22 protein-coding genes are annotated in these 23905 nt (G+C 71.4%); 9 read left to right on the top strand and 13 right to left on the bottom strand.

Features of this window, described 5'->3' with window-relative positions:
- Window positions 1-56 precede the first annotated feature (56 nt).
- The 5 genes from ACTWPV_RS00195 to ACTWPV_RS00175 all read right to left on the bottom strand — a co-directional run bounded on the left by ACTWPV_RS00195 (window position 57) and on the right by ACTWPV_RS00175 (window position 5023).
- Entirely contained in the window at window positions 57-218 is a 162-nt protein-coding gene (locus ACTWPV_RS00195) for a hypothetical protein (protein ID WP_347641434.1), read from the bottom strand.
- Between the two features lie 139 nt (window positions 219-357).
- Window positions 358-531 carry a DUF6203 family protein gene (locus tag ACTWPV_RS00190; protein ID WP_443150106.1) on the bottom strand — a complete coding sequence of 58 codons (174 nt, stop codon included), beginning with the start codon at window positions 529-531 and terminating at the stop codon, window positions 358-360.
- Between the two features lie 61 nt (window positions 532-592).
- Window positions 593-2629 carry a PASTA domain-containing protein gene (locus ACTWPV_RS00185; protein WP_443150105.1) on the bottom strand — a complete coding sequence of 679 codons (2037 nt, stop codon included), beginning with the start codon at window positions 2627-2629 and terminating at the stop codon, window positions 593-595.
- A gap of 99 nt (window positions 2630-2728) precedes the next feature.
- Entirely contained in the window at window positions 2729-4192 is a 1464-nt protein-coding gene (locus ACTWPV_RS00180) for a serine/threonine-protein kinase (RefSeq protein WP_443150104.1), read from the bottom strand.
- A gap of 21 nt (window positions 4193-4213) precedes the next feature.
- Window positions 4214-5023 carry a TIGR03619 family F420-dependent LLM class oxidoreductase gene (locus tag ACTWPV_RS00175; RefSeq protein ID WP_443150103.1) on the bottom strand — a complete coding sequence of 270 codons (810 nt, stop codon included), beginning with the start codon at window positions 5021-5023 and terminating at the stop codon, window positions 4214-4216.
- Window positions 5024-5110: 87 nt separating this feature from the next.
- On the opposite strand from ACTWPV_RS00175, the gene ACTWPV_RS00170 reads away from it, so the two are divergent.
- The 4 genes from ACTWPV_RS00170 to ACTWPV_RS00155 are packed head-to-tail and all read left to right on the top strand — an operon-like array spanning window position 5111 to window position 8455.
- Window positions 5111-6358 (top strand): LLM class flavin-dependent oxidoreductase, encoded by a 1248-nt coding sequence (locus ACTWPV_RS00170; RefSeq protein ID WP_443150102.1) that lies wholly within the window; start codon window positions 5111-5113, stop codon window positions 6356-6358.
- A complete protein-coding gene (locus ACTWPV_RS00165; protein WP_443150101.1) occupies window positions 6355-7227 on the top strand; it encodes a TIGR03619 family F420-dependent LLM class oxidoreductase in 873 nt (290 codons plus the stop codon). Before ACTWPV_RS00170 ends, ACTWPV_RS00165 begins: the two co-directional genes overlap by 4 nt.
- Before the next feature lie 44 nt (window positions 7228-7271).
- On the top strand, window positions 7272-8081 hold the full coding sequence (locus tag ACTWPV_RS00160; protein WP_443150100.1) for a HipA family kinase: 810 nt from the start codon (window positions 7272-7274) through the stop codon (window positions 8079-8081).
- Window positions 8078-8455, top strand: coding sequence for a DUF3037 domain-containing protein (locus tag ACTWPV_RS00155; RefSeq protein WP_347641426.1), 378 nt, complete (start codon window positions 8078-8080; stop codon window positions 8453-8455). Before ACTWPV_RS00160 ends, ACTWPV_RS00155 begins: the two co-directional genes overlap by 4 nt.
- Before the next feature lie 21 nt (window positions 8456-8476).
- Here the strand turns inward: ACTWPV_RS00155 and ACTWPV_RS00150 are convergent, their stop codons facing one another.
- The 4 genes from ACTWPV_RS00150 to dxr form a co-directional block, all read right to left on the bottom strand.
- On the bottom strand, window positions 8477-9319 hold the full coding sequence (locus ACTWPV_RS00150; protein WP_347643096.1) for a GNAT family N-acetyltransferase: 843 nt from the start codon (window positions 9317-9319) through the stop codon (window positions 8477-8479).
- A gap of 72 nt (window positions 9320-9391) precedes the next feature.
- Complete coding sequence (locus ACTWPV_RS00145) at window positions 9392-11005, bottom strand: alpha/beta hydrolase (protein ID WP_443150099.1); 1614 nt, start codon at window positions 11003-11005, stop codon at window positions 9392-9394.
- 192 nt (window positions 11006-11197) lie between these two features.
- Window positions 11198-12361, bottom strand: a complete 1164-nt coding sequence (gene ispG / locus ACTWPV_RS00140; RefSeq protein WP_347641424.1) for a flavodoxin-dependent (E)-4-hydroxy-3-methylbut-2-enyl-diphosphate synthase — start codon at window positions 12359-12361, stop codon at window positions 11198-11200.
- 38 nt (window positions 12362-12399) lie between these two features.
- Window positions 12400-13590: a 1-deoxy-D-xylulose-5-phosphate reductoisomerase gene (gene dxr, locus ACTWPV_RS00135; RefSeq protein WP_347641423.1), complete on the bottom strand. Its 1191-nt coding sequence runs from the start codon at window positions 13588-13590 to the stop codon at window positions 12400-12402.
- A 197-nt stretch (window positions 13591-13787) separates the two neighbouring features.
- Here dxr and ACTWPV_RS00130 point away from each other — a divergent pair, with 197 nt between their 5' ends.
- Both ACTWPV_RS00130 and ACTWPV_RS00125 read left to right on the top strand, forming a co-directional pair.
- Window positions 13788-14795: a trypsin-like serine peptidase gene (locus tag ACTWPV_RS00130; RefSeq protein WP_443150098.1), complete on the top strand. Its 1008-nt coding sequence runs from the start codon at window positions 13788-13790 to the stop codon at window positions 14793-14795.
- 55 nt (window positions 14796-14850) lie between these two features.
- Window positions 14851-15993, top strand: coding sequence for a trypsin-like serine peptidase (locus ACTWPV_RS00125; protein WP_443150097.1), 1143 nt, complete (start codon window positions 14851-14853; stop codon window positions 15991-15993).
- A 13-nt stretch (window positions 15994-16006) separates the two neighbouring features.
- Here the strand turns inward: ACTWPV_RS00125 and ACTWPV_RS00120 are convergent, their stop codons facing one another.
- Together ACTWPV_RS00120 and ACTWPV_RS00115 are read right to left on the bottom strand one after the other, a co-directional pair.
- Window positions 16007-16534, bottom strand: coding sequence for a GNAT family N-acetyltransferase (locus ACTWPV_RS00120; protein WP_443150096.1), 528 nt, complete (start codon window positions 16532-16534; stop codon window positions 16007-16009).
- 74 nt (window positions 16535-16608) lie between these two features.
- Window positions 16609-18036 (bottom strand): aldehyde dehydrogenase family protein, encoded by a 1428-nt coding sequence (locus ACTWPV_RS00115; protein WP_443150095.1) that lies wholly within the window; start codon window positions 18034-18036, stop codon window positions 16609-16611.
- Window positions 18037-18326: 290 nt separating this feature from the next.
- Between ACTWPV_RS00115 and ACTWPV_RS00110 the strand changes: the two genes are divergently transcribed.
- The gene (locus ACTWPV_RS00110) at window positions 18327-18953 is read left to right on the top strand and encodes a TetR/AcrR family transcriptional regulator (RefSeq protein WP_443150094.1); all 627 of its coding nucleotides are present in this window, start codon (window positions 18327-18329) and stop codon (window positions 18951-18953) included.
- A gap of 52 nt (window positions 18954-19005) precedes the next feature.
- On the opposite strand, the gene ACTWPV_RS00105 is transcribed toward ACTWPV_RS00110, so the two are convergent.
- Entirely contained in the window at window positions 19006-20805 is a 1800-nt protein-coding gene (locus ACTWPV_RS00105) for a PucR family transcriptional regulator (RefSeq protein ID WP_443150093.1), read from the bottom strand.
- Window positions 20806-20896: 91 nt separating this feature from the next.
- Here ACTWPV_RS00105 and gabT point away from each other — a divergent pair, with 91 nt between their 5' ends.
- Window positions 20897-22225 (top strand): 4-aminobutyrate--2-oxoglutarate transaminase, encoded by a 1329-nt coding sequence (gabT, locus tag ACTWPV_RS00100; protein WP_443150092.1) that lies wholly within the window; start codon window positions 20897-20899, stop codon window positions 22223-22225.
- A gap of 213 nt (window positions 22226-22438) precedes the next feature.
- Window positions 22439-22639 (top strand): hypothetical protein, encoded by a 201-nt coding sequence (locus tag ACTWPV_RS00095; RefSeq protein ID WP_443150091.1) that lies wholly within the window; start codon window positions 22439-22441, stop codon window positions 22637-22639.
- A 126-nt stretch (window positions 22640-22765) separates the two neighbouring features.
- On the opposite strand, the gene ACTWPV_RS00090 is transcribed toward ACTWPV_RS00095, so the two are convergent.
- Entirely contained in the window at window positions 22766-23860 is a 1095-nt protein-coding gene (locus ACTWPV_RS00090; protein ID WP_443150090.1) for an extracellular solute-binding protein, read from the bottom strand.
- Window positions 23861-23905 lie beyond the last annotated feature (45 nt).

Below are 23905 nucleotides of genomic sequence, written 5' to 3'. Positions count from 1 at the left end.
GGGTGGACACGGCGGCGGGGCACGCGGCAGCGTCCCCCGCCGGGGTGATTACGCGTTCACTTGCAGGTGGACGACTTGCTGGTGCAGCTGCCCATGCAGTTGAAGCGGTAGCCCTTCTTGCAGCACTGGCCGTGTTCCGCCACACAGGCGCCGGCTTCCACGCTCGGCAAGACCGCCCCGACGAGCCGCTCACCCGCCCGCCGCATGAGTCCCTTCATGACAACTCCTTCCGTGACCAACGACGCGGACGCCGACCAGAAGAAGTACGTGCCATGCCTCCCCTGGCGGTGCCGACAAGGCTGCCCCGGATCGCGTGCGATGTCCTTAGCAGGAAGTCCACATTTGTTCGCACCGAATCTACTGAAGTCGCGGAACCTGGCGATGAACCGCCTGCCCCCGCTCCGGCGGCCGGGCGCCCTCCTGCCGCTGCCTGCGGCGCCGGCTCAGGAGCCAGCCCAGCCCTAGCACGGCGAGTGCGAGCGGCGTCCGGGTCAGCCACTTCGCGGCGAAGAACATGAACAACTTTTTCATGAGCTGCACCTGCCCCGGGAACGGCGCGGCACGCACAGGTCCGTGCGAGGCGCCCGGGCGGTCACTCGCCGGGGACCTGGCCGCTCGGGGTCGGCGAAGGCTGCTCGTCGCCGGGGTCGGGAGGGCCTGACTGGCCGGCCACGCCGACGATGATCACGACCGTGGCTCCCGGCTTGGCGCAGGTGCCCGCCTGGACGCTCTGGCGCAGGATCGTGCCCGCCCGCGACTCGTCCTCCACCACCTGCCCGCGCTGGCGCACCCTGAAGCCGGCGGCCTCCAGGGCCGCCCGCCCGTCCACCCTGGTCCGGCCGACGACGGGCGGCACAGCCGTGCCGTGGCGGGACAGGGTGAGGTTCACCGAGGTGCCACCGGAGACGCGGCTGCCCGCTTCGGGGTCGCTGCCGAGCACCCGGCCGCCGGGCTGGGCGGAGCAGGTGTGGCTGATCGTGCCGACCTCGAGGCCCGCGCCGGTCAGGGCGTTCTCGGCGGCCCGGCGCGGCTCGCCCGTGACCGCGGGCACCGCCACCCCCTTCGACACCTGGAGCGCGACCTTGCTGCCCTTGGCCGCCTCCGCGCCGGAGGCGGGCTCGCTGCCGAGCACCTGGCCGATCTTCTCCGGCGAGTCGGCCTCGGTGACCGTGCCCAGTGCCAGCCCGGCCTTCTTGAGTGCCTTGGTCGCCGCGCCCTTGCTCATCCCGACCAGGGAAGGCACCGGCACGGTGACCGGGCGGGTCACCGGGGGTGGCTTCGCGGTGGGCTCGCGCTGCTCCTGCGTCTCCTTCCTGGTCCTGATCGGGGTGGACTCGCCGATCGGCGACTGCGTGATCACGGGCGGGTACGTGTCGCGCAGCCGCGGTCCCGCCTGCGCACCCCGCTGGTCGTCGAACGTGGGGATGAGCACCGTGAGCAGCACGGCGGCGGTCACCGTGAGCGCCGCGCAGACGGCGACGGCGGCCCTCGGCCAGCCCCGTCTCGGGGGCTGGGTCAGCTGCGTGCCAGGACCGGGCCCCGACGTCTCGGGCGGGCGCCCCACCCGCCCCCACCCGGTGGCCCCGGACCCGCCACCCGCCCCTGCGGGGAGATCCACCGAGGCGGGAGCTCCGGACGCGCCCTGCTCCCTGCCGGGCTCTCCACGAGCGGACCCGGACCCCGCGGGCTCCCGCGACTCGGGCAGCACGTAACCGCCGGACGCCCCCGTCTCCTCAGGCTCGGCCATCGGGGGTCGCGGCTCGGAGATCAGCGGCGGCACGGCCCGCAGGATGGGGCCGGGTGGCGAGCTCAGCACGCCGTCCGGCACGGCGCCCGCGTCACCCAGCAGCGCGAGCAGCAGGTCCCTGCTGGTCGGCCGGTTGCGGGCGTCCTTGTCCAGGCACGACTCCACCAGCGTGCGCAAGTGGCCGTCCAGCAGCCCGAGTTCGGGCGCCGCGGTCAGGATGCGGTGCAGCACCGGCGCGACGGAGTCCTGCCCGAACGGCGCGCTCGCGTTGGCCGCGAAGCACATCGTCGCGCCCCACGAGAACACGTCCGCCGCCCCGGTGACCGCCGACGCGGTGATCTGCTCGGGCGCCATGTATGCAGGTGTCCCCACGCCCCTGCCGCTCACCGTGGCCGCCGCGTCCAGCGCCTTGGCCAGGCCGAAGTCGATCACGCGCGGCCCGTCGGGGCCGAGCAGCACGTTCTGGGGCTTGAAGTCGCGGTGCACGATCCCGGCCCGGTGGATCGCCGCGAGCGCGGTCGCGGTGCCGACCGCGAGCCGCTCCAGTGCGCCGCCCCGCCGCGGCCCCGTGAGCGCGACCTCCCGCTGCAGCGAGGGCCCCTCGACATATTCGCTCACGATGTACGGCCGGCCCTCGTCGAACCCGGCGTCGACCACCTGCGCCGTGCAGAACCGCGCCACGTGCTTGGCCAACTCGACTTCCCGCAGGAACGCCCCCCGCTCGTCGCCGACCGGCCCATGCAGCAGCTTGACCGCGTATCTTTCCCCGCCCCTCGTGCCGAGGAACACCGCACCCTGACCGCCCTCGCCCAGGCGCCCGGAGAGCGTGTACTCCCCGAGCCGCTGCGGGTCCCCCGTCCTGAGCGGCTGTGCCGTTGGCACGGGCACCCTCCCCTCGCCGCCTGCTTCCTACTGAAGGCAACGGGCCGCCCGCAGTCAACCGTGCGCAGGCCAATCGCTGCCTGACCGTGATACAGCAGGTCAGGAGGTGCGGGCGACCTTGCCCGAATACGTAACGTCGTCCTCACCGTGGCGGGTGACCTTGATGGCCATCTGGTTAGTGTCGGCGGTCGGGAGCATCCGCAGTGTCCCCGAATAACACTCCTCGCCCTGAACCTGATCGAGGGTGAACACCAGCTGGGTGCCGGTCTGCCCGATCCGTCCGGAACAGTGCAGATCCGCTCCCCATCGCATGGCACCGCCGCCGGAGTGCATGTGCAGTTCGATGGGGAAGACGCGCTCGGCGGTGAAGTGCTCGGCCGAGCCGGTCCACGTGCCTTCGAGGCCGGGACCCTGGGCGCCGCGCAGCCAGAACACGAACCCGGCCACCCCCATGGCGAGCCCGGTCACCGCCACGACGGCCTGCCAGAGCCGCACCCGCCTCCGCGCGGGCCGCGTCCCTGGGAGCGGCCCGTCACCGTCCGCGCCCTCGCCGGCCGTGCTTCCGCCGCTCTCCCGGCCCGCGCCTCCGGACGTGCTTCCGGTCCTTCCCGGCCCGGCCGCACCGGAGGTGGGGGCCGTCTCGCGGACGCGTACGACGGGGAAGCTCGTCGTCGGGTCAGGGTCGGTGATCACGATCTCGTCCTGCTCGGCGGCGGCGACGGCGGCCATGGCGCCGGACGTCAGCACGTCCTGCTCGCCGGCCGCCTGCTGCCCCAGGAGCCGCAGCAGCACCTCCTCGGCGCTCGGCCGGTCCCCGGGCTCGGGGGCCAGGCACGCCTGCACGATCTCGCGCAGCGGCCCGCGCAGCGGTCCGAGGTCCGGCTTGCCGTACAGGATCCTGGCCAGCACCTCCCGGTGCGTCTCCGCCGTGAACGCGTGCCGGCCGCTGGCGGTGTACGCGACGGTCAGCCCCCACGCCCACAGGTCGGCGGGCGGCCCCGCGGGCTCTCCGTGGATGCGCTCGGGCGCCATGTAGGCCGGGGTGCCCACGGGGATGTGGCCGGTGGTCGCCTCGGTGTTCACGAGCCTGGACACGCCGAAGTCGATCACGCGCGGCCCGTCGAGCCCGAGCAGCACGTTGCCCGGCTTGAAGTCGCGGTGCACGACTCCGGCGCGGTGGATGGCGCCGAGGGCGGTGGCGGTGCCGATGGCCAGGCGGTCGAGCGAGCCGCCCTGGCGGGGCCCCTCCGCGACGATGTGCTCGCGCAGCGAGGGGCCTTCGACATACTCGCTGACCAGGTAGGGCCGGTCGCCTTCGAGGTCGGCCTCGATCAGCTGGGCCGTGCAGAAGGCCGCCACCCGGCGCACGGCCTCGACCTCGCCGAGGAACCTGCGCCGCACGTCGGGGGCGCTCGACAGGCTGGCACGCAGGAGCTTGATCGCGACTTTGGCGCCTTGCGGAGATTCGCCGAGGTACACGACGCCCTGGCCGCCCTGGCCGAGCCTGCGTGCCAGCCGGTACGGCCCAAGTCGCCGCGGATCATCGGCACGAAGCTCGGACATATACCGCCATTATGCCCGTCATCAGTGAAGGGCCGCGTACTGATCAAGAAAGCGCAGCACCTCGTCCGCGAACCCGCTCGGCAGTGCGGCCACGGCTTCCTCGATGCCGAGACCGGCGAAGTAGTCGAGCTTCTCCTTCGTCGGCCGTGTCCCGAACGGTATCACTTCGGCCATCGGCCGCCCGGCCTTTTCGCACGCTTCGCGCAGCGCGGGCAGCGCCGCCTTGATCCCGTGGCCGCCGATCGGCATCCAGCCGTCGGCGTACTCGGCGACGTGCGCGAACACCTTCGGCCCGGCGGCGCCGCCCACGTACACGGGCGGGATCCGCACCGGCTTGGGCCAGGACCAGGACGGCTCGAACCCGTCGAACGCGGCCACCTCGTCGCGCCACAGGGCCCGCATCGCCAGCACGTTGCGCCTGGCGACCTCGCGGCGGCGGCCGTACGGGACTCCGTGGTTCTCGATCTCCTCGACGTTCCAGCCGAACCCGACGCCGACCACCACGCGCCCGCCGGAAAGGTGGTCGAGGGTGGCGACGGCCTTGGCGGTCACGATGGGGTCGCGCTGGGCGGCGAGCAGGATGCCGGTGCCCAGGCGCAGCCGCTCGGTCGCGGCGGCGGCGAAGGAGAGGGCGACGAGGGGGTCGAGGGTGCGCTTGTACTCCTCGGGCAGTTCCCGCTGCCCGCCCGCGGGAGGGGTGCGGCGCGAGACGGGGATGTGGGTGTGCTCGGGCAGGTAGAGCGAGGAGAAGCCGCGTTCCTCCGCCGCTCTGGCCAGGTCGGGGACCGGCATGGCCAGGTCCGTCGCGAACATCGTGACCCCGAGCCTCATGGCGACCTCCCGTCGTGACCAAGCGATTGCTCGGTTAAGATTTCCAGAGTACCTTGCAGAAGACCATCCGCGGAGAGAGGCCCAACGGTGAAGTTCTCTATCTTCCTGAATCCGCAGATTCCCGGCTCTGGTTACGCGGCCGAGGACAACGCCAAGGCCAGGCGGCCCATCGGGCGTGACACGGAGTCGTACCAGAGATTGCTGCACGAGGTGCGGGAGATAGCCGTCCACGCCGACCAGGTCGGGTTCGACGCGCTGATGATGACCGAGCACCATTTCCACTCGGAGGGCATGGAGTTCTCGGTCAACCCGCTCATGTTCCTCACCGACCTGGCCGCCAGGACCGAGCGCATCCTGCTGGCGCCGCTCGGCCTGGTCCTGCCCGCCTGGGACCCGATCAGAGCCGCCGAGGACGTGGCGCTGCTCGACCAGTTCTGCAAGGGACGGCTGCGCCTCGGCGTTGCCCGCGGCTACCAGAACCGCTGGATGAACGTGCTGGGCCAGCGCTGGCACGCCGCCGCCGCCCGCTCGGACGGCTCGGCCTCCGACACCCGCAACTTCGACGTCTTCGGCGAGGTGCTGAAGATCATGAAGCTGGCGTGGACGCAGGAAACGCTGCGCTACAAGTCCGACGTGCTGGACTACCAGGTGCCCTTCCCGTACGAGGGCATCGAGGGCTGGCCGGCGCAGGAGTGGACCAGGACGTTCGGCGCGCCCGGAGAGCTCGCCGACGACGGCACGGTGCGGGCCGTCTCCGTCTGCCCCAGGCCGTACCAGAACCCGCACCCCGAGCTGTGGCAGCCGTTCACGATCTCCGACCGGTCGGTCATCAGGGCCGCCCAGGAGGACATCATGCCGTGGATGTTCACCCCCAACCCCGACGACCACGCCCAGAAGGCCAGGCTCTACCAGGAGGAGTCCGCCAAGCAGGGCCGCCACTACAAGCTGGGCGAGCACACCGGCATCCTCAAGATCGTCGGCATCGCCGACACCACCGAGGAGGCCATCAACACCTTCGGCCGCAGCATCCCCAAGGACTTCGCCGCCTTCTTCGGCCCGTTCGGCTACCTCGAGGTGCTGCGGAAGAAGGAGGACGAGAAACACCAGCCCATCTCCCCCGAGAAGGGCGACGCCAGGCGCATGAACGACGTGGAGATGGCGCTCTTCGGCACCCCCGACGACGTCAAGCGCGGCATCCAGCGCATGCTCGACCGGATGCCTGACCTGGAGTGGTTCGGCCTCTACATGCAGGGCCAGCAGGGCGTGCTGCCGCTCGACACGGTCAAGCGCAACCTGGAGATGTTCGCCACCAAGGTCGCCCCGGAGTTCCGATGAAGATGTGGCTGGGGGCCTCGTTCTCCGACACGGACCAGTTCGTGGAGCTCGCGCGGGCCGCCGAACGGTGCGGCTTCGACACGCTGACGCTCTCCGACCATCTCTTCTACGCCGACTTCGAGACGCCGTACCCGTACTCGAAGTCGGGGCGGCCGCGCTGGAACGCGCGGACGCACTGGCCGGACGTGTGGGTGACGATCGGTGCCATGGCGGCGGTGACCACGTCGCTGCGGTTCGCCCCCAACGTCTACATCGCCCCGGTCCGCGACCTGTTCACCGTGGCCAAGCAGGTGTCCACGGCGGCGGTGTTGTCGCGGGGGCGGGTGACGTTCGGGGTGGGGGTGGGCTGGTGCAAGGAGGAGTTCGTCGCGACCGGCCAGGACTTCCACACGCGGGGGCGGCGGCTGGACGAGATGCTGCCCGTGCTGCGCTCGTTGTGGGCGGGCGAGACCGTCACCCTGGACAGCCTGCCCGCCCTGTCGATCTGCCCGGTCCCCGCCGGGCGCATCCCCGTCCACGTGGGCGGTGACAGCGAGGCCGCCCTGCGCCGGGCGGCGCGGCTGGGCGACGGCTGGATCGGCAACCGCATCTACACCGAGGAGCAGCTCGACCCCGTGCTCGACACGCTCCGCCGGCAGCTCGACGCCAACGGCAGGAGCGGGCAGCCGTTCGACGTCATCGCGCCGCTCGCGGTGCTGCCGGACGCGGGCACGTACCGGCGCTTCGCCGCCAAGGGCGTGACGGGAACGCTGGCCGCGCCCTGGTGGCTGGCCACTCCGGAAGAGAAGGCCCGGTACGGCGAGGACACCCTGGAGCTCAAGATCGCCACCATGGAGCGCTTCGCCGAGGAGGTCATCGCCAAGCTCTGACCCGCCCGGCCCGAAGCGGCAGAGCAGGGCGATAGCCTCGTCTCGTGCTGGAAAGGATCGCGGCCACGCGCTACGTGACCCCGCTGCGCGAGGGCGGGTCGCTGCCGGGCGTCGTCGAGGCCGACGACCTGGGCACCTACGTCGTGAAGTTCCGCGAGGCGGGCCAGGGCCGGCGGGTGCTCGTCGCCGAGATCATCGCGGCCGAGCTGGGCCGCCGGCTGGGCCTGCGGACACCCGAGCTCAAGCTCATCGACCTCGACCCCCAGCTCGGCGTCAGAGAGCCGGACGAGGAGGTGCAGGACCTCCTCAAGGCCAGCACCGGCCTCAACCTGGCGGTCGACTTCCTGCCGGGCGCGCTCGGGTTCGACCCGCTGGCCTGGTCGGCCGATCCGGTGTTCGCGTCGAGGGTGGTGTGGTTCGACGGCCTCATCCACAACATCGACCGGAGCTGGCGCAACCCCAACCTGCTGGTCTGGCACGGCGACACCTGGCTGATCGACCACGGCGCGGCGCTCTGGTTCCACCACAACTGGAAGACGGCCGACCCGCGGCGACCGTTCGACGCCGGCGACCACGTGCTCGCGCCGTTCGCCCGCGACGTCGCGGCGGCGGGCGCCGAGCTGGCCGCGAAGATCACTCCCGAGCTGCTGGAGGCCGTGACGGCGCTGGTGCCCGGCGAATTTCTCGACGGCGAGCCCGGGTTCGGCTCGGCCGGCGCCGTCCGCGAGGCCTATGCCGATCACCTGCTCCGGCGGGCGCGCGAGCCGCACGACTGGCTGGTGCGCTCCGAGCAGAGGGCGCCCAGGCAGGGGCCGGGGTCCGTCGGCGAGTTCTGGCGGGGAGGCGGCCGGTGACCAGGGACGTCTACGAATACGCGGTGATCCGCGTCGTGCCCAGGGTCGAGCGGGGCGAGCTGATCAACGCGGGCGTGCTGCTCTACTGCCAGCCGCGCGCCTACCTGTGCGCGCGGGTCGAGCTCGACGCCGTCCGGCTGAGGGCCGTCGATCCCGGCGCCGACCTCGACGGCGTACGCCGGGCGCTGAGCGCGTACGAGCTGGCCTGCGGCGAGGAGGCCGGTCCGCTGGAGGGCGAGTCGCTCGGCGGCAGGTTCCGCTGGCTGACGGCCCCGCGCAGCACGATCGTGCAGGCCGGGCCGGTGCACGCGGGGCTCACGAGCGACCCTGACACCGAGCTGGCCAGGCTCTTCGACAAGCTCGTTCGCCTCTGACCGGGGGCGGGCTCCCGCGTGCTAGAACAGCACCGACATGAAGGTGTCGACCTCGTGGAAGCCGACCTTGCGATAGACCGCGCGCGCCGACCGGTTGTAGTCGTTGACGTAGAGCGTGACCACGGGGGCGAAGCAGCTCAGGGCGGCCTCCACCGTCGCGGCCATGCCCGCCACGGCGTGGCCCCTCCCCCTCAGCTCGGGGGCGACCCAGACCCCCTGGATCTGGCAGGCGTGCGGCGTGACCGCCCCGATCTCCGCCTTGAACACCACCCGCCCGTCCTCGATGCGGGCGTAGGAGCGGCCGATCCTGATGAGCTCGGCGACCCTGGTGCGGTAGAGGGCGCCGCCGTCGCCGATGTTCGGCGACACCCCGACCTCTTCGGTGAACATGGCCACGCACGCGGGCAGCAGGATGTCGAACTCTTCCGGCCGCACCCTGCGGACGAGCGGGTCGGCGGGCACCGGCGCCCTGTGCGAGGTGGCCATGACCGGTTGCGCCCAGCGGATCGCGCGGGCCCGGCCCCAGTGCGGCTCCAGCCGCTCCCACAACAAGGAGACAGCGTCGGCGGGACCCACGATGGACGAACACCGGCGCCCCTGCTTGCGGGCGCGGTCGGCGAACGCGTGCACGGCCTCAGGACCGGCGTTGACCGGCACCATGTTGGCCCCGGCGTAACAGAGTGACACGAGGCCACCGCGCGGCCCGAATCCCCACATCTGCCCGCCCAGCCTCGCCGGATTGAGTCCGACGGCCCGCACCCGGGAGGAGACGAAGACGTTGGCGACCGGGTCGGAGTCAAGCATGGCGAGGACTTCGTCCCGGTCGCTGTCATCGAGCACGCGCGACGCCGATGTTCGCAGCATCACACGGTCAGACTACGCGAAGGGTTACCGATTAGCTCATTGGGTGATGCCCGCGGTAACCGATTCTTGACGTCATCCTCCGCCGAGCAGCCCCAGCAGCCCGAGAGCGCTCAGCAGATCGTGCCGCTCCGGCGGGTTCGCGGCCATGCGGGCGGACGCGTTCGGCTCGGGCAGCGCGCGGCACCCGGCGTCCCGCGCCGGCAGCGAGCCGTCTCTCAGGTACGCGGCCAGGTGCCCGTCCACGCACTGGTTGCCCCCCAGGGACACGCCGTGGTTGCCCCCCTGCTCGACCACCAGGCGGGAGCGCGGGAAGAGGCGGTGCACCGTCAGCGCCCCCCGGTAGGGTGTCGCGGCGTCGTCACGGGACTGCAGGATGAGGATCGGCGGCAACTTCGGCGACCCGTGCACCTTGACCGGCTCACCCCCGCGCACGTGCCAGAACGCGCATGGGGCGTTGTACCACGCGTTCGGCCAGGTCAGGAACGGCGCGTTGCGGTGCGACCTGGTCATGTCGGCCCGCCACCTGTCCCAGTCGCGCGGCCAGCGGGCGTCGCGGCACTGGACGCCCAGGTAGACGGCGTAGCTGTTCTCGTCCGCCGCGTCGACCTTGCCGTGCTTGTCGTAGAGGTCTACCAGGCCCTTCACCTCGCCCTTCCGGACGTAGGCGGACCAGGCCGCGGCGAACGCGGGCCAGAGCTTGTCGCTGTAGCCGGTGATGGTGAACGTGTCGTCGAGCTCGCTCGGCCCCACGACACCGCCTGCCGGGCGATCCCGCAGCCTGTCACGCATCGCGTAGTAGGCGAACGACGTCTGCTTCGTGGTGGCGCCGAGCGTGTAGACGGAGTTGTGCTCGGCGACCCAGCCGAGGAAGAGGCGGTGGCGGCGTTCGAATGCGCCGTTCTGCCTGAGGTTGGCCTCGTACCACACCGCGTTGGGGTCGACGACGCTGTCCAGGACCAGCCGCTTGACCCGCTGCGGGAAGAGCGTGGCGTAGACGGCGCCGAGGTAGGTGCCGTACGAGTAGCCGAAGTAGCTGATCTTCCGCTCGCCGAGGGCGGCGCGGATGGCGTCCATGTCCCTGGCGGAGTTCTCGGTGGTGAGGTGCGGCAGCAACCAGGCCCAGCGGTTGCCGCACGCGTTCGCGTACGAGGCCGCCCGGCTGAGCAGCACCCGCTCCTCGGCCCGCCCGCGCGGCACGGCGTCCGGCCGCGGCGCCTTGTAGTAGGCGTCGGGGTCGACGCAGTGCATCGCCGGCTCGCTCGCGCCGACGCCACGGGGGTCGAAGCCCACGATGTCGTAGCGGTCGCGCAGGTCGCCTGGCAGGTTCCTGGCGACGTACGAGGTGAGGTTGCGGCCGGACGCGCCAGGACCGCCCGGGTTCACCAGGAGCGTGCCCAGGTGGTCGGCGTCCCGCGACGTCTTGGCCTTGATCCGGTTGATCGCCACCTTGATCGAATGTCCGAGCGGCTCGCGGTAGTCGAGCGGCACGCGCACGGTGGCGCACTCCAGGCCGGCCGGCGCCGGCTTCCCCGACACCTGGGGACACGGCCCCCAGTCCGGCGCGGCCGGCGCGATCGGCGCGGCCGGCGCGCCTCTCGCTCCGCTGGCCACCGCCACCCCGTCCGCGCTGACGATTCCGGCGACGAGCACCGCCGTTCCGGCGACAATCCCGACTACCCGTTTCACCCGGTCCCCTCCCATGTCATAGGCCTTGCGATGCTCCCGTACGTGACCGGGCCATGACGCTGGGTATGGGCAAATGCTTGCCATCATGTAATGGATCGGTTGCAAAGAGTGAAGGGCGGCATGCGGCCCGCGGACGCCGGAGACCCCGGGCCGATGGCGGGCCCGGGGTCTCCGTGTGCGTCTAAGGGCAGGTCAGCCGACCGTGACCTGAGGGCCGGCGTCGTCGTCGAGATCGATCTCGACGCCCATCTCCTCGGCCAGCCGCATGGCCTCCTCGATCAGGGTCTCGACGATCTGCGACTCGGGCACGGTCTTGATGACCTCACCCTTGACGAAGATCTGGCCCTTGCCGTTGCCTGAGGCCACCCCGAGGTCGGCCTCGCGGGCCTCTCCCGGCCCGTTGACGACGCAGCCCATGACGGCCACCCGCAGCGGGACCTTCATGCCCTCCAGCCCGGCCTGCACCTGGTCGGCCAGCGTGTAGACGTCGACCTGGGCCCGCCCGCACGACGGGCAGGACACGATCTCGAGGCCGCGCTCGCGCAGCCCGAGCGACTCCAGGATCTGGGCGCCCACCTTGACCTCTTCGACCGGCGGCGCGGACAGGGACACCCGGATCGTGTCGCCGATGCCCTCGGCCAGCAGCGCGCCGAAGGCGACCGCGGACTTGATCGTGCCCTGGAAGGCCGGCCCCGCCTCCGTGACGCCCAGGTGCAGCGGGTAGTCGCACTGGGCGGCCAGCAGGCGGTACGCGTTGATCATCACGACCGGGTCGTTGTGCTTGACCGAGATCTTGATGTCTCTGAACCCGTGCTCCTCGAACAGCGAGCACTCCCACAGGGCCGACTCCACCAGCGCCTCGGGCGTGGCCTTGCCGTATTTCTGCAGCAGCCGCGGGTCGAGGGAACCGGCGTTGACGCCGATCCTGATCGGCACGCCGTGCTCGGCCGCGGCCTTGGCGATCTCCCCGACCTTGTCGTCGAACTTCTTGATGTTGCCCGGGTTGACGCGCACGGCCGCGCAGCCCGCCTCGATGGCCGCGAACACGTATTTCGGCTGGAAGTGGATGTCGGCGATGACGGGGATCTGCGACTTCCTGGCGATGACGGGCAGCGCGTCGGCGTCGTCCTGGGACGGCACCGCGACACGCACGATCTGGCAGCCGGAGGCCGTCAGCTCGGCGATCTGCTGCAGCGTGGCGTTGACGTCGGCGGTCACCGTGGTCGTCATCGACTGCACCGAGACGGGGGCGTCGCCGCCCACCGGCACGCTGCCGACCATGAGCTGGCGGGAGTGGCGGCGTTCGGCGAGCGGCTTGGGACGCACCGCCGGAATGCCGAGAGCTACAGATGACATTTCAACCCTTACTGTGACGACGCTTTCAGTCTAGGTAGTCAGCGGGACTGCCCCGCTGTGAGTTCGGCCGCACGGGCCCGGGCCCAGGCGTCGGCCGCCAGCACCTCGTCGACGGAGCCGGCCGGGGTGACGTCGTGCTCCTCGACGACCCGGGCGACGGTGTCGACGATCGCCGGGAACGGCAGGTCGCCGCGCATGAACGCGTCGAGGCAGGCTTCGTTGGCGGCGTTGTAGACGGCCGGCGCGGTGCCGCCCGCGCCGCCGACGTGCCTGGCGAGCGCGACGGAGGGGAACGCCTCGTCGTCAAGCGGCTCGAACGTCCACGTGTGCGCTCTGGTCCAGTCGATGGGCCGGGCCGCGCCGGGGATGCGGTGCGGGTGGCCGAGCGCCAGCGCGATGGGCAGCCGCATGTCGGGCGGGCTGGCCTGGGCGATGGTGGAGCCGTCGACGTATTCGACCATGGAGTGGATGATCGACTGCGGGTGCACCACGACCTCGATGCGGTCGAAGCCGAGGTCGAACAGCAGGTGCGCCTCGATGACCTCCAGCCCCTTGTTGACCAGGGTGGCGGAGTTGATCGTGATGACCGGCCCCATCGACCAGGTCGGGTGGGCCAGCGCCATCTCGGGGGTTACGTCGGCCATCTCGGCGCGCTTCATCCCGCGGAACGGCCCGCCGCTGGCGGTGACCACGAGCTGCTTGACCTGCGCGGGGTCGTAGCCCTCCGGGCCCGAGGCCCACAGGCACTGCTGCAGCGCCGAGTGCTCGGAGTCGACCGGCAGGATCTGCCCCGGCTTGGCCAGCCGCTTGACCAGGGGCCCGCCGATGATGAGGGACTCCTTGTTGGCCAGCGCGAGCGTCCTGCCCGACTCGAGTGCGACCAGCGTGGAGGTCAGGCCGAGCGCGCCGGTGATGCCGTTGAGCACGGTGTCGCACGGCCACGCCGCCACCTCGGCGACGCCTTCGGGGCCTGCGAGCACCGTGGGCCGCGCGCCGTGCGCGGCCAGCGCCTCCTTCAGCGCCGGCACGGCCGAGGCGTCGGCCACCGCCACGACCTCGACGCCGAACTCGGCCGCCTGCCTGGCCAGCAGGTCGACTTTGCCACCCCCCGCCGCCAGCCCTGAAACCGTGAAGCCGCCGGGGTCGGCGGCGATGACGTCGAGTGCCTGGGTGCCGACCGAGCCGGTGGAGCCGAGCACGACGACGGAGCGGAGGGTCTGTTCATGCACCCGTCCATTGTCCCCGCTGCGCGGCGTACTCGGGCACGAGACCCCGATCAGCCGCAAAGTGCCTTACTTATGTGACGCGAGATAACACAGTTGATTCGTGCCGGAATATCGCCATATCGGATCGCGCAAATCTTGAGAAAACGGGATATCGATGCCACTACCTTCCGAAGCTCACGTTCGGTTTCGGGAGGTACGTAATGCACCGCAAAGTTGCTCTGATTTCCGCCCTGGCCCTCGCCGCGGGAAGCGCCGCCCTGCTCCCGGCGAGCGGGGCGCAGGCCCACGTACGGGTGCGGCCGGAGCCCGCGCCCGCGCAGAAGGCGGCGGCGGATTCGGCGTCCGAGCGGCGCCAGGTCCTGACGTACTGGACGGAGCGGCGCATGGAGGCCGCCACGCCGCTGAACGCGCCCGGGCCCAAGGCCGGGGCGAAGAAGACCATGGCGGAGCCCGGCGAAGGCACCCCGTGGACCGCCCCGCCCAGCGGCGCGCGGAAGAACGGCGCCGCGTTGCAGGCGTCCAGGTCGTCGGGCACGCCCTGGACGCGCGGCGGCGCCGTCGTGAAGACCACGGGCCGGGTCTTCTTCACCACGGCGGGGCGCAACGCCTCATGCTCGGGCTCGGCCGTGACCAGCGCGAACAAGAGCGTGGTGCTGACCGCCGGCCACTGCGTGAAGATGAACGGCGCCTTCCACACCAACTGGGTCTTCGTGCCCGGCTACGACAACGGCAAGCGCCCCTTCGGCACCTGGGCCGCCACCCGGCTGCTGACCACACCCCAGTGGAACGCCCGCGAGGACATCAACTTCGACATCGCCGCCGCGGTGGTCGCGCCGCTGGAGGGCAAGACGCTGGTGGACGTCGTGGGCGGCCAGGGCGTGGCCTTCAACCAGCCCAGACGGCAGCAGATGTACGCCTTCGGCTACCCGGCGGCGGCGCCGTACGACGGTTCGAAGCTCATCCACTGCAGCGGCCGGACCTTCGACGACTTCTCGATGTCGAAGGACCACGGCCTGACCTGCAACATGACCGGCGGTTCGAGCGGCGGTCCGTGGATGTTGACCTTCAACGAGTCGACCGGCCTCGGCACGCAGAATTCGGTCAACAGCTTCAAATACAACTTCGCCCCGAACTGGATGTTCGGCCCATATTTCGGAAATGAGGCTCAGGCCGTCTACCAGGCGGCACAAAACACCAACGCCCTCTGAGCAACTCACCGAAAGTAGTCACAAGAACACATCTCGTGGTGCAGACTCGGGGGGCATGACCCTGAGCACCCCCATGCTCGCGGGGGCCCCGCTCCTCGCAGGGCTGATCGGCTCCGCGCTCGTCGGCGCGGCCCCGGCACCGCAGCAGGCCGCACCCCCCGTCACCGCTCCCGTCACCGGGTCCATCAGCAGGTCCATCACTGGGTCCATCGCTGGGTCCATCATTGGGCCGGCCTCCGAGGCGCGGCCGAGCGGGATCGTCGAGCACGTGGCCGCGCGCACGCCCGCCGACCAGCAGCGCGTGCTCGACTACTGGACGCCGCAGCGCATGGCCAGGGCCCTGCCGATCGGGCTGCTCGGCCTCGTCACGCGCGACAAGGGCCTGCTGAGCGGCCCGACCGGCGGGCGGGCGCTGCCCGCCCTCACCGGCCAGGCCGCCGGTCAGGCCGTTCCCGGCCGCACGGCCGGCACCGTCGTGCGTCGCCACCACGCGGCCGCCGCACCGAGCGCCAGCACCGTCGGCACCCGCTGGGCTTCCGGCGGCCTCGTCGCCAGGACGACGGGCCGCGTGTTCCTGACCGTGGCCGGCGCGGACTTCGTCTGCTCGGCCAGCACGGTCAAAAGCGGCAACAAGGACCTCGTGGTCACCGCCGGCCACTGCGTCAAGGACGGCGCCGGCGAGTGGGCGGCGAACTGGACGTTCGTGCCGGGCTACGGGGCCGGCGGGCGGGGGCCGTTCGGGCAGTACGCCGCCCGCCGCATGTTCGTCGCCGGCCCGTGGGCGCGCAGCGGCGACGACAACTACGACGTCGGCATGGTCGCCCTGACCACGTCACGCGGCAGGCACGTGGCCGACGTGGTCGGCACCCAGGAGATCGCCTTCAACGCGCCGCGCGGCGGCCAGGCGTTCGGCTTCGGCTATCCCGCCGACCCGCCGTACAACGGCGGCCACCTGGTCTACTGCGCGGGACGGCTGCGGGACGACCCGCACAAGCAGACCCGCGACCAGGGCCTCGGCTGCGCCATGACCGCGGGCTCCAGCGGCGGCCCCTGGATGACCTCGTTCGACGCCGCCACCGGCAGGGGCACGATCACCTCGCTGAGCAGCTTCAAGTACAGCGACGACCAGCGCACGATGTACGGCCCCTACCTCGGCGACGCCGCCAAGGCCCTCTACACCATGGCGGGACGCGCCTGACCGGCGTGCCGGCTCATTTCAGCTCCGACTCCAGCAGCCCCATCATGAGGAAGTCGTGCCGCTTCCCCCTGGTGCGGAACGACTCGCGCCGCCGCCCCTCCTCGACGAACCCCACCCTGGTGTACGCCCGCACCGCCGCCGTGTTGTCGGCCACCACCCAGAGCATCACCCGGTGCAGACCCATCTCCTCGAAGGCGTACCTGCAGATCAGGCGCAGCGCGTCCGTCGCGTAACCGCCTCCCTGGTGATCACGGTCACCGATGGCGATGCTCTGCAGGGTGGCCTCGCCCTGGATGAAGTCGGTGTCACCGAGCGCGACATAACCGATCAGCCGCCCGCCGTCGAGCGTCTCGATGCCGAGCACCATCTGCTCGAAGGTGTTGCGCGGCCGGTTGGCGCCCTTCTCCATGTTCTGGGCGAGGGAGATGGGCGGCGAGGCGTCCATCCACCGTCCCACCTCCGGATCGTGATACCACCGCCACAGGGCTTCGCTGTCAGCGGGTTCGAGGGCGCGCAGGCGCACGCGGTCTCCGGTCAGCATGAGATCTCCCTATTAGTTGACCGGCCACGTCTACCAGGGTGCGGACAGGCGGAGCAACGCCTTTTCCCGGGCCCTCAGAGTGGCAGCCCGGTGAGCACCATGACCTTCTCGTACGTGTAGTCCGTCATCGCCGAGCGCAACCCCTCACGCCCGATGCCCGAGTCCTTGACCCCGCCGTACGGCATCTGGTCGGCCCGGTACGACGGCACGTCGCCGATGATCACGCCGCCCACCTTCAGCTCCCGGTTGGCCAGGAAGGCGGCGTCCAGCGACCGCGTGAACACCCCGGCCTGCAGGCCGTACGCGGAGTCGTTGACCATCGCGTAGGCCTCGTCGGCGGAGGCGGCGGGCTGGAGGATCATGACGGGCCCGAAGACCTCCTCGCGGGCCACCTTGGCGTCGTGGGGCACGCCGGCCAATACCGTCGGGGCGTACGACGTCCCTTCGCGGACGCCGCCCGCGAGCACCTCGGCGCCGGCCGCTACGGCCTCGTCGACCCACTGCTCCACGCGCTCGGCGGCGGCCTCGGAGACGAGCGGGCCCACCTGGGTCTTCTCGTCCGCGGGGTCGCCGGTGACGAGCCCCTTGACCGCCGGGACCAGGCGCTCCACGAACGCGTCGTACACCGGCTGCTCCACGATCACCCGCTGCACGGCGATGCAGCTCTGACCGCCCTGGTAGTTGGAGTAGAGGGCGATGCGCCGCGCCGCCCAGTCGAGGTCGGCGTCGGCCAGCACGACGGCCGCCGCGTTGCCGCCCAGTTCCAGCGTGACGTGCTTGCGCGGCACCTGGTCGGCGATGGCGTACCCGACGGGCGCCGAGCCGGTGAACGACACCACGGGCAGCCGCGCGTCCTGCACCAGGCCGGCGGCGCGCTCGTTCGGGACCGGCAGCACCGAGAACATGCCCGCGGGCAGGTCGGTCTCGGCCAGGATCTCGCCCAGCAACAGCGATGACAGCGGCGTGGCGGGCGCGGGCTTGACGATGACGGGGGCGCCGACGGCGACGGCCGGGGCGACCTTGTGCGCGACGAGGTTCAGCGGGAAGTTGAACGGGGTGATCGCCAGCACGGGCCCGTACGGGACCCGCGACACGTACGCCAGGCGCCCGGCCGCGGCCGGCTCGGTGTCGAGCCGTTGCGCCTCGCCGGACCAGCGGCGGGTCTCCTCGGCGGCGAAGCGGAACGTGGCGACGGCCCTCGTGACCTCGCCGCGCGCCCAGAAGATCGGCTTGCCGTTCTCGGCGGTGATCAGGCGGGCGATCTCGTCGGCCCGCTCCTCGATGCGCCGCGAGACGTGGGCCAGCGCCTCGGCCCGCACGTGCACGGGCAGCGCGGCGGCCTGGTCCGCGACCGCGTGCGCCGCGGCGACGGCCTCCTCGACCTGCGCGTCCGTGGGCACGGAATGCCTGCCGACCTCGCGGCCGTCGTGGGGGTTGGTGACAGTGAGCTCGGAGTCCCCGGTCGCTGGGCGGCCGGCCAGCCAGAAGGTACGCACGTCCATAGTTCAGACGTTATGCGAAGCGGACGTTCGGGGATTACACCACGGTGCACAAGACTCTCGCGGGACCCCACCGTTAAGTACAAGCTCTGTTGTATACCCATGATGTAACGGAACTAGACCCAATTCGGGATGTTTACCATGCGGAGTGGTTTGAGCAATCGTCGCTCTGGCTAAGTCATCGGATGCGGGTCTACAGCGTGGTGGGCCCCCGATCAGAAAGGCGTGGGCCCCGTGACCGAACACCGTGAGGTCACAAGGACGCATAGCTCCTTGGCCGCTGAGGAGGTCTCATGACCTCGGCGCCGTTGGGGCTCCAGGGTGCTTACCTCAAGGGCGAGCGCGCCAGCCACGACGAACTCCGCTCCCACCTCCTCGACGTGGCCGTCAACCTGCTCGAGACCGATGGCCCCGACAGCCTCACCATGCGCAGGATCGCCGCGGAGGCAGGGTGCACGACGACCGTCATCTACACGATGTTCGGCAACCGGGAGGGCCTGGCGGAGGCGCTCTATCTGGAGGGGTTCGAGCGCTTCCGCCGCTACCTGGAGTCGGTGCCGCAGCGACGCAGCCCGTTCGAGCACCTGACCGCTCTCGGGCCCGCCTACCGTCAGGCGTGCCTGTCCGAGCCCGGCTACTACAGCCTGATGTTCGAGCGGGCGATCCCCGGCTTCGAACCGAGCGAGCGCGCGAGGACCCTCGCCCGCGCCGCACTCAACATCCTCGACCGCGTGATCGCCGACTGCATCTCCGCCGGCTACCTCGTCCCGACCCAGCCCCGCAAGATCGCGGACGCGCTGTGGGCGGCGGCCCAGGGGGCGATCAGCCTGGAGCGCGCCGGACATCTGCGCGACGGGCGCACGTTCGAGGCGGTCACCATGGCCACCATCTGCTGTTACCAGGTCGACAAGCAGGCCTGACCGGCCCGGCCCCGCCGCCAGCACCCAACGGCGGCCGGGCTCCGGCGCCGGCTCAACGGCGGGCCGCTTCGAGCGCGAACCACAGCTCGGCGCGGACGCCCGGATCGTCGAGGTCGCGGCCGAGCAGCTCGGCCACGCGTTTCATGCGGTAGCGCAGCGTGTGCCGGTGCACGCCGAGCCGCTGCGCCGCCGCGTCCCAGTGGCCGTTGTTCTCCAGGTACGCGCGCAGGGACTCGACGAGGCCGGCCCGGGAGCCGTAGCCGGCGAGCGGAGCCAGCAGCGCGGCGGAGAACGCCTGGGCGTCCGCCTGGTCGAGCAGCCCGAGCACGCCCTGCCCGGCCAGCTCCGCGAACCGCACCACCCGCCCCCTCCCTGTCCCCGGTCCCCGGCCCCCTTCGCCGGCCTCCGAACCACCCCCGCCGCCGGTCCTACCGGCGCTGACGGGTCCTGAGCCTGCCTCGGCCGCCTCAAGAGCCCGTCTCGCCTGGTCGAGCGCGCTTCGCAGGGCCGCCGGGTCATCACCGCAAGGCAGGCTGACCCCCACGGGCACGTCGGCCTCCATGGCCACCCTCTCCGCCGTGCGCACCGCGACGTCCCCCGCCGAACCGCCCGGACCCTCCGCCGAACCTTCCGCCCGGCCGTCCACACCGCCGTCTGCACCGCCGGCCACACCGCTGTCCGCACCTCCGGCCGCTACCAGCGCGATGGCCATCTGCCCCTTCGCCCGGGTGCGTGCCGACCGGGCCTGGGAGCGGCTCCCGCCTGGCCGTCGCACCCCCTCCCCCGTGTCCGTGCCGTCGTGCAGGACCGCGAAGGCGTGCGTCTCCAGCACGTCCAGAGCCTCGGGACCCGTCGCGAGCACCACCAGCGGCTCCTCTGGCAACCGACGGCCGAGCGGCTCCACCACCACACGCGCCTGTTGCTTGGCGCCCTCCAGCAGCAACCGCAGCACCGCGGCGTGCACCCGGCGCTCGGCCTCCAGCTGGGACCTGCCCTGCTCCATGGCCAGCGTGAGCAGGGAGCCCGCCGCGTTGATCACCGTGTGGGTGATGGGCGAGTACGCCCCCTCCGCCCCCACGGCGAGGAACCCGCGCGGCCGCACCCCGCCGCCCACCGGCTGCACCACGATGTGTTCGCCCGGCCCCGACAGAGCCAGGCTGGCGGGAAACCCGGCGGGCGGCTGGAGGGTGGCGGACGGCTCCTGGTGGCGGGTGCCGCGGAGGCGGCCGAGCTCGGCGCTCACCGCGCCCGTCCTGGCACCGCGCGTGGCGTGCCGTACCTCGCCCGACTCGTCCAGCAGCGCGGCCCAGCCGCCGACCTCCCTGGCGAGCCGGTCGATGACCGCGTGCATGCCCTCCGGTTGCACCGCGGCCCGCGTGAGCCGTCCCTGGGCGTCGAAGGCGCGGGTGATCTCCTCGTACTGCTCGGCGGCCAGCAGCTCGCTGACGGCCTTGCCGACGGCGATGAACGGGGTCTCGCGCGGCACCTCCAGCAGGGGCAGCCCGTGCTCCTCCGCGGCGGCGATCAGGGCGGCGGGCACCTCCTCGTGCGAGACCCCGACGCCGAAGCCGAGGCCGGCCACGCCCCGAGCGACCAGTCGGGCAACATATCCGGATAGGTCGCCCGCCATCCGCATCCCCGTCGTGAGCAGCAGTTCCCCGCCCTCCAGGTACGGAGTCGGGTCCGCAAGCTCGCTGACCGCCACCCACCGCACCGGCACGTCCAGCGCACCCGCGCCGGACCGCCCGGAGGACGGCCGGCCGGAGGGTGCGCGGCCGGAGGGCGGGCGGGTGGCGCCGGCGAGGGGCCGGAGGTGCATGCGGCGCACCACGGTCCGCAGTGAAGGCGGCATGTTGCTTTTGTCCATTCTGGCGAATACGACCGCCTTCAGTTTGACATATCGACATATCGGCGCAGGTGAGAGGCCGCCGTAGCGTCGGGGCATGAGCATTCCCCAGGAGCGACGCGTCGTGACCGCGATCCCAGGCCCCAAGTCGCAGGAGTTGCTGGCCCGCAAGCAGGCCGCGGTCCCGCCCGGCATCGGCACGACGCTGCCCGTCTTCGTCACTCGCGCGGGCGGCGGCGTGCTCCAGGACGCCGACGGGAACTCGCTGATCGACTTCGGCTCCGGCATCGCCGTGACCAGCGTGGGCAACGCCGCGCCCAAGGTCGTCGAACGCGTCCAGCGGCAGGTCGCCGACTTCACCCACACCTGTTTCATGGTCACCCCGTACGAGTCGTACGTGCGGGTGTGCGAGAAGCTCAACGAGCTGACCCCCGGCGACCACGACAAGCGCACCGTGCTGGTGAGCTCCGGCGCCGAGGCCGTCGAGAACGCCGTCAAGATCGCCCGGCACGCCACCGGCAGACCGGCCGTCGTGGTGTTCGACCACGGTTACCACGGCCGCACGCTGCTCACGATGACGCTGACGGCCAAGAACATGCCGTACAAGGAGGGGTTCGGCCCGTTCGCGCCTGAGGTCTACCGGGTGCCGCTGGCGTACCCGTTCCGCTGGCCGTCCGGGCCGGACAGCTGCGCCGAGGAGGCCGCCGAGCAGGCCATCGACATGATCACCAAGCAGGTCGGCCCGGGCAACGTGGCCGCCGTGGTGATCGAGCCGATCGCGGGCGAGGGCGGCTTCATCGTTCCCGCCAGGGGTTTCCTGCCGCGCATCGCGGAGTTCTGCAAGGCCAACGGCATCCTGTTCGTGGCCGACGAGGTGCAGACCGGGTTCGCGCGCACCGGCACGCTGTTCGCGTGCGAGGACGAGGGCATCGTGCCCGACATCATCACCACCGCCAAGGGCATCGCGGGCGGCCTGCCGCTGGCGGGCGTGACCGGGCGCGCGGAGATCATGGACAAGGTGCACGCCGGCGGGCTCGGCGGCACGTACGGCGGCAACCCGCTCGCCTGCGAGGCCACCCTGGGCGTCCTGGAAACCATCGAGGAGGAGGATCTGGTCGCCAGGGCCCGCCGCATCGGCGACATCATGCTGCCCCGGCTCAGGGCGCTCCAGGAGCGCTTCGACGTGATCGGCGACGTGCGCGGACGAGGCGCGATGATCGCCATCGAGCTGGTCGAGCCGGGCACCAAGGAGCCGAACCCGGCCGCCGTCCAGGGGATCGTCCGGCGCTGCCACGCCGAGGGCCTGCTGGTGCTCACGGCGGGCACGTACGGCAACGTGCTGCGCTTCCTGCCGCCGCTGGTCATTCCCGAGCACCTGCTCGAGGAGGGGCTCGGCATCCTGGAGAAGGCGATCGCCGAACTTTAGAACAAATCCTTCCGAATCGGGCATCCGGCTTGCTCCTGGATGCCCGATTTGTTGGTGTAACGGCCGTCAACCGGGTAGAGAAATCACTCTGACTTGACGCTCCGCTAGACGATCACAGCCGCGGTCAGGGTTATAACGGTTCCGGTATACGGATGGGCGATGGCTGCGGGAAGCGTAATGAACTGGGGTTCCACCAAAACGGCGGCACGGAGCATGGTGACATTCGACCCTGAGGGACTGACCTGGGCTCAGCGTGACGGCGACGCCTGCGTCGTCTGCCACAAACGCTGGCCTCGGCCGCGCATGAGGGTCGGCCGGCTGCCCGACGACGCTCCCGTCCTGGCCTGCGGCGACTGCGCCGAAGCGCTCCTGCCCGCGCCCGCGGCCACCGTCGTGGCCTTCCCGTCCCCCTGAACAGTCGCCGGGCAGCGAGACGCCCCGGGACAGAGGGGGAAGGCCCAGGGCGTCTCTGCAGGTCACGCCCAGCGGGGGAGGGGGCGCGCCCGCGGCACGGCAGGTCAGGTCCGGCGCCTGCGCTCCTCACTCGGCCAGCTCGCGCCACCGTTCGGTCCAGGCGTCATAGTCCGTACATTCCCCGCAAGCCGGCGGCCGTACCGCGAAGGCGATGCGGTCGAGCTTCTTGTCCTCGCCGGCGCCGTAGGCCTCGCACATCTGCCTGGCCCGCCCCTTGCACGCCTTGTCGTTGGCCGGCGCCAGCCCCACCCACGCGGCGGCGTCGCGCTGCGCGTCGGGCGCGGTCACCCAGTTGAGCCACCGGTAGGCGCAGGTGGTGTCGGGCACGTTCGCACCGAGCATCCAGGAATCGACCCATCCGGTGGTCTCGCGGGTGTGCACGGCCTTGATCGGCTTTCCCGCCTTCTGCAGCAACATCCGGTAGTAGGGGGTGGCCTGGGCGTAGTCGAGGGACCCGGTGGCGAACCCCTTGACCAGGTCGATCGGGTTACGCCAGTAGACCCGGTCCTTGTTGCGTTCCAGCATCGTCATCGTCGCGTCGAGCTGCTTCTCGGTCAGCTCGTACGGCTCATCCGCCGTGTCACCGGCCATGGCCGCGTCGGCGATCGTCAGCGGGGTGTCCCTGAGCGCGACCCGCTCGGAGGCGAACACCTGCCCGAGGTCGCCGCCCTCGACCCGGCCCGAGTCGTAGATGAACTCGTGGTATCCCCACAGGTAGGGCACACCGTAGACCTTGCCCGACACGGTGGACATGTCGCGGAAGCGCTCGTCGATGTCGTCGTACCCGGCGACCTTGGCCGGATCGACGGCCTGCACCTGCTTCTTCGCGATCAGGTCGGCCGCCAGCACCGGCCCGGCGGAGATCACGTCGTAGGGCCGCTGGGTGACCTTCTCGGCCATCTCCTCGGAGGTCTGCACGGTGTCGAGCTTGGCGATCCGGCAGCCGGTCTCCTTCTCGAACGCGCCCGTCCAGTTGACCTTGGGGCTGGTGCCGCCGTACTCGGCGTAGCCCCGGTAGGTGAGGATCTGCAGCGTGCCGTCGCTCTGCGTCGCCGTCGGGCTGGCAGTGGGGCTGGCGGTCGGACTCGTCGAGGAGCTCGGCGCCGGTGTGGGCCTCGCCGCTCCCATGCCGACGACCAGCGCCGATGCGGCGATCGCCAAGGCATAAGTGCGACGACGATCCACGATGTCCCCCCTTGTCCGTCT

It is taken from the genome of Nonomuraea sp. KM88, assembly GCF_052245635.1.
Lineage (GTDB): Bacteria > Actinomycetota > Actinomycetes > Streptosporangiales > Streptosporangiaceae > Nonomuraea.
This window is presented reverse-complemented; position numbering and strand designations above follow the sequence as displayed.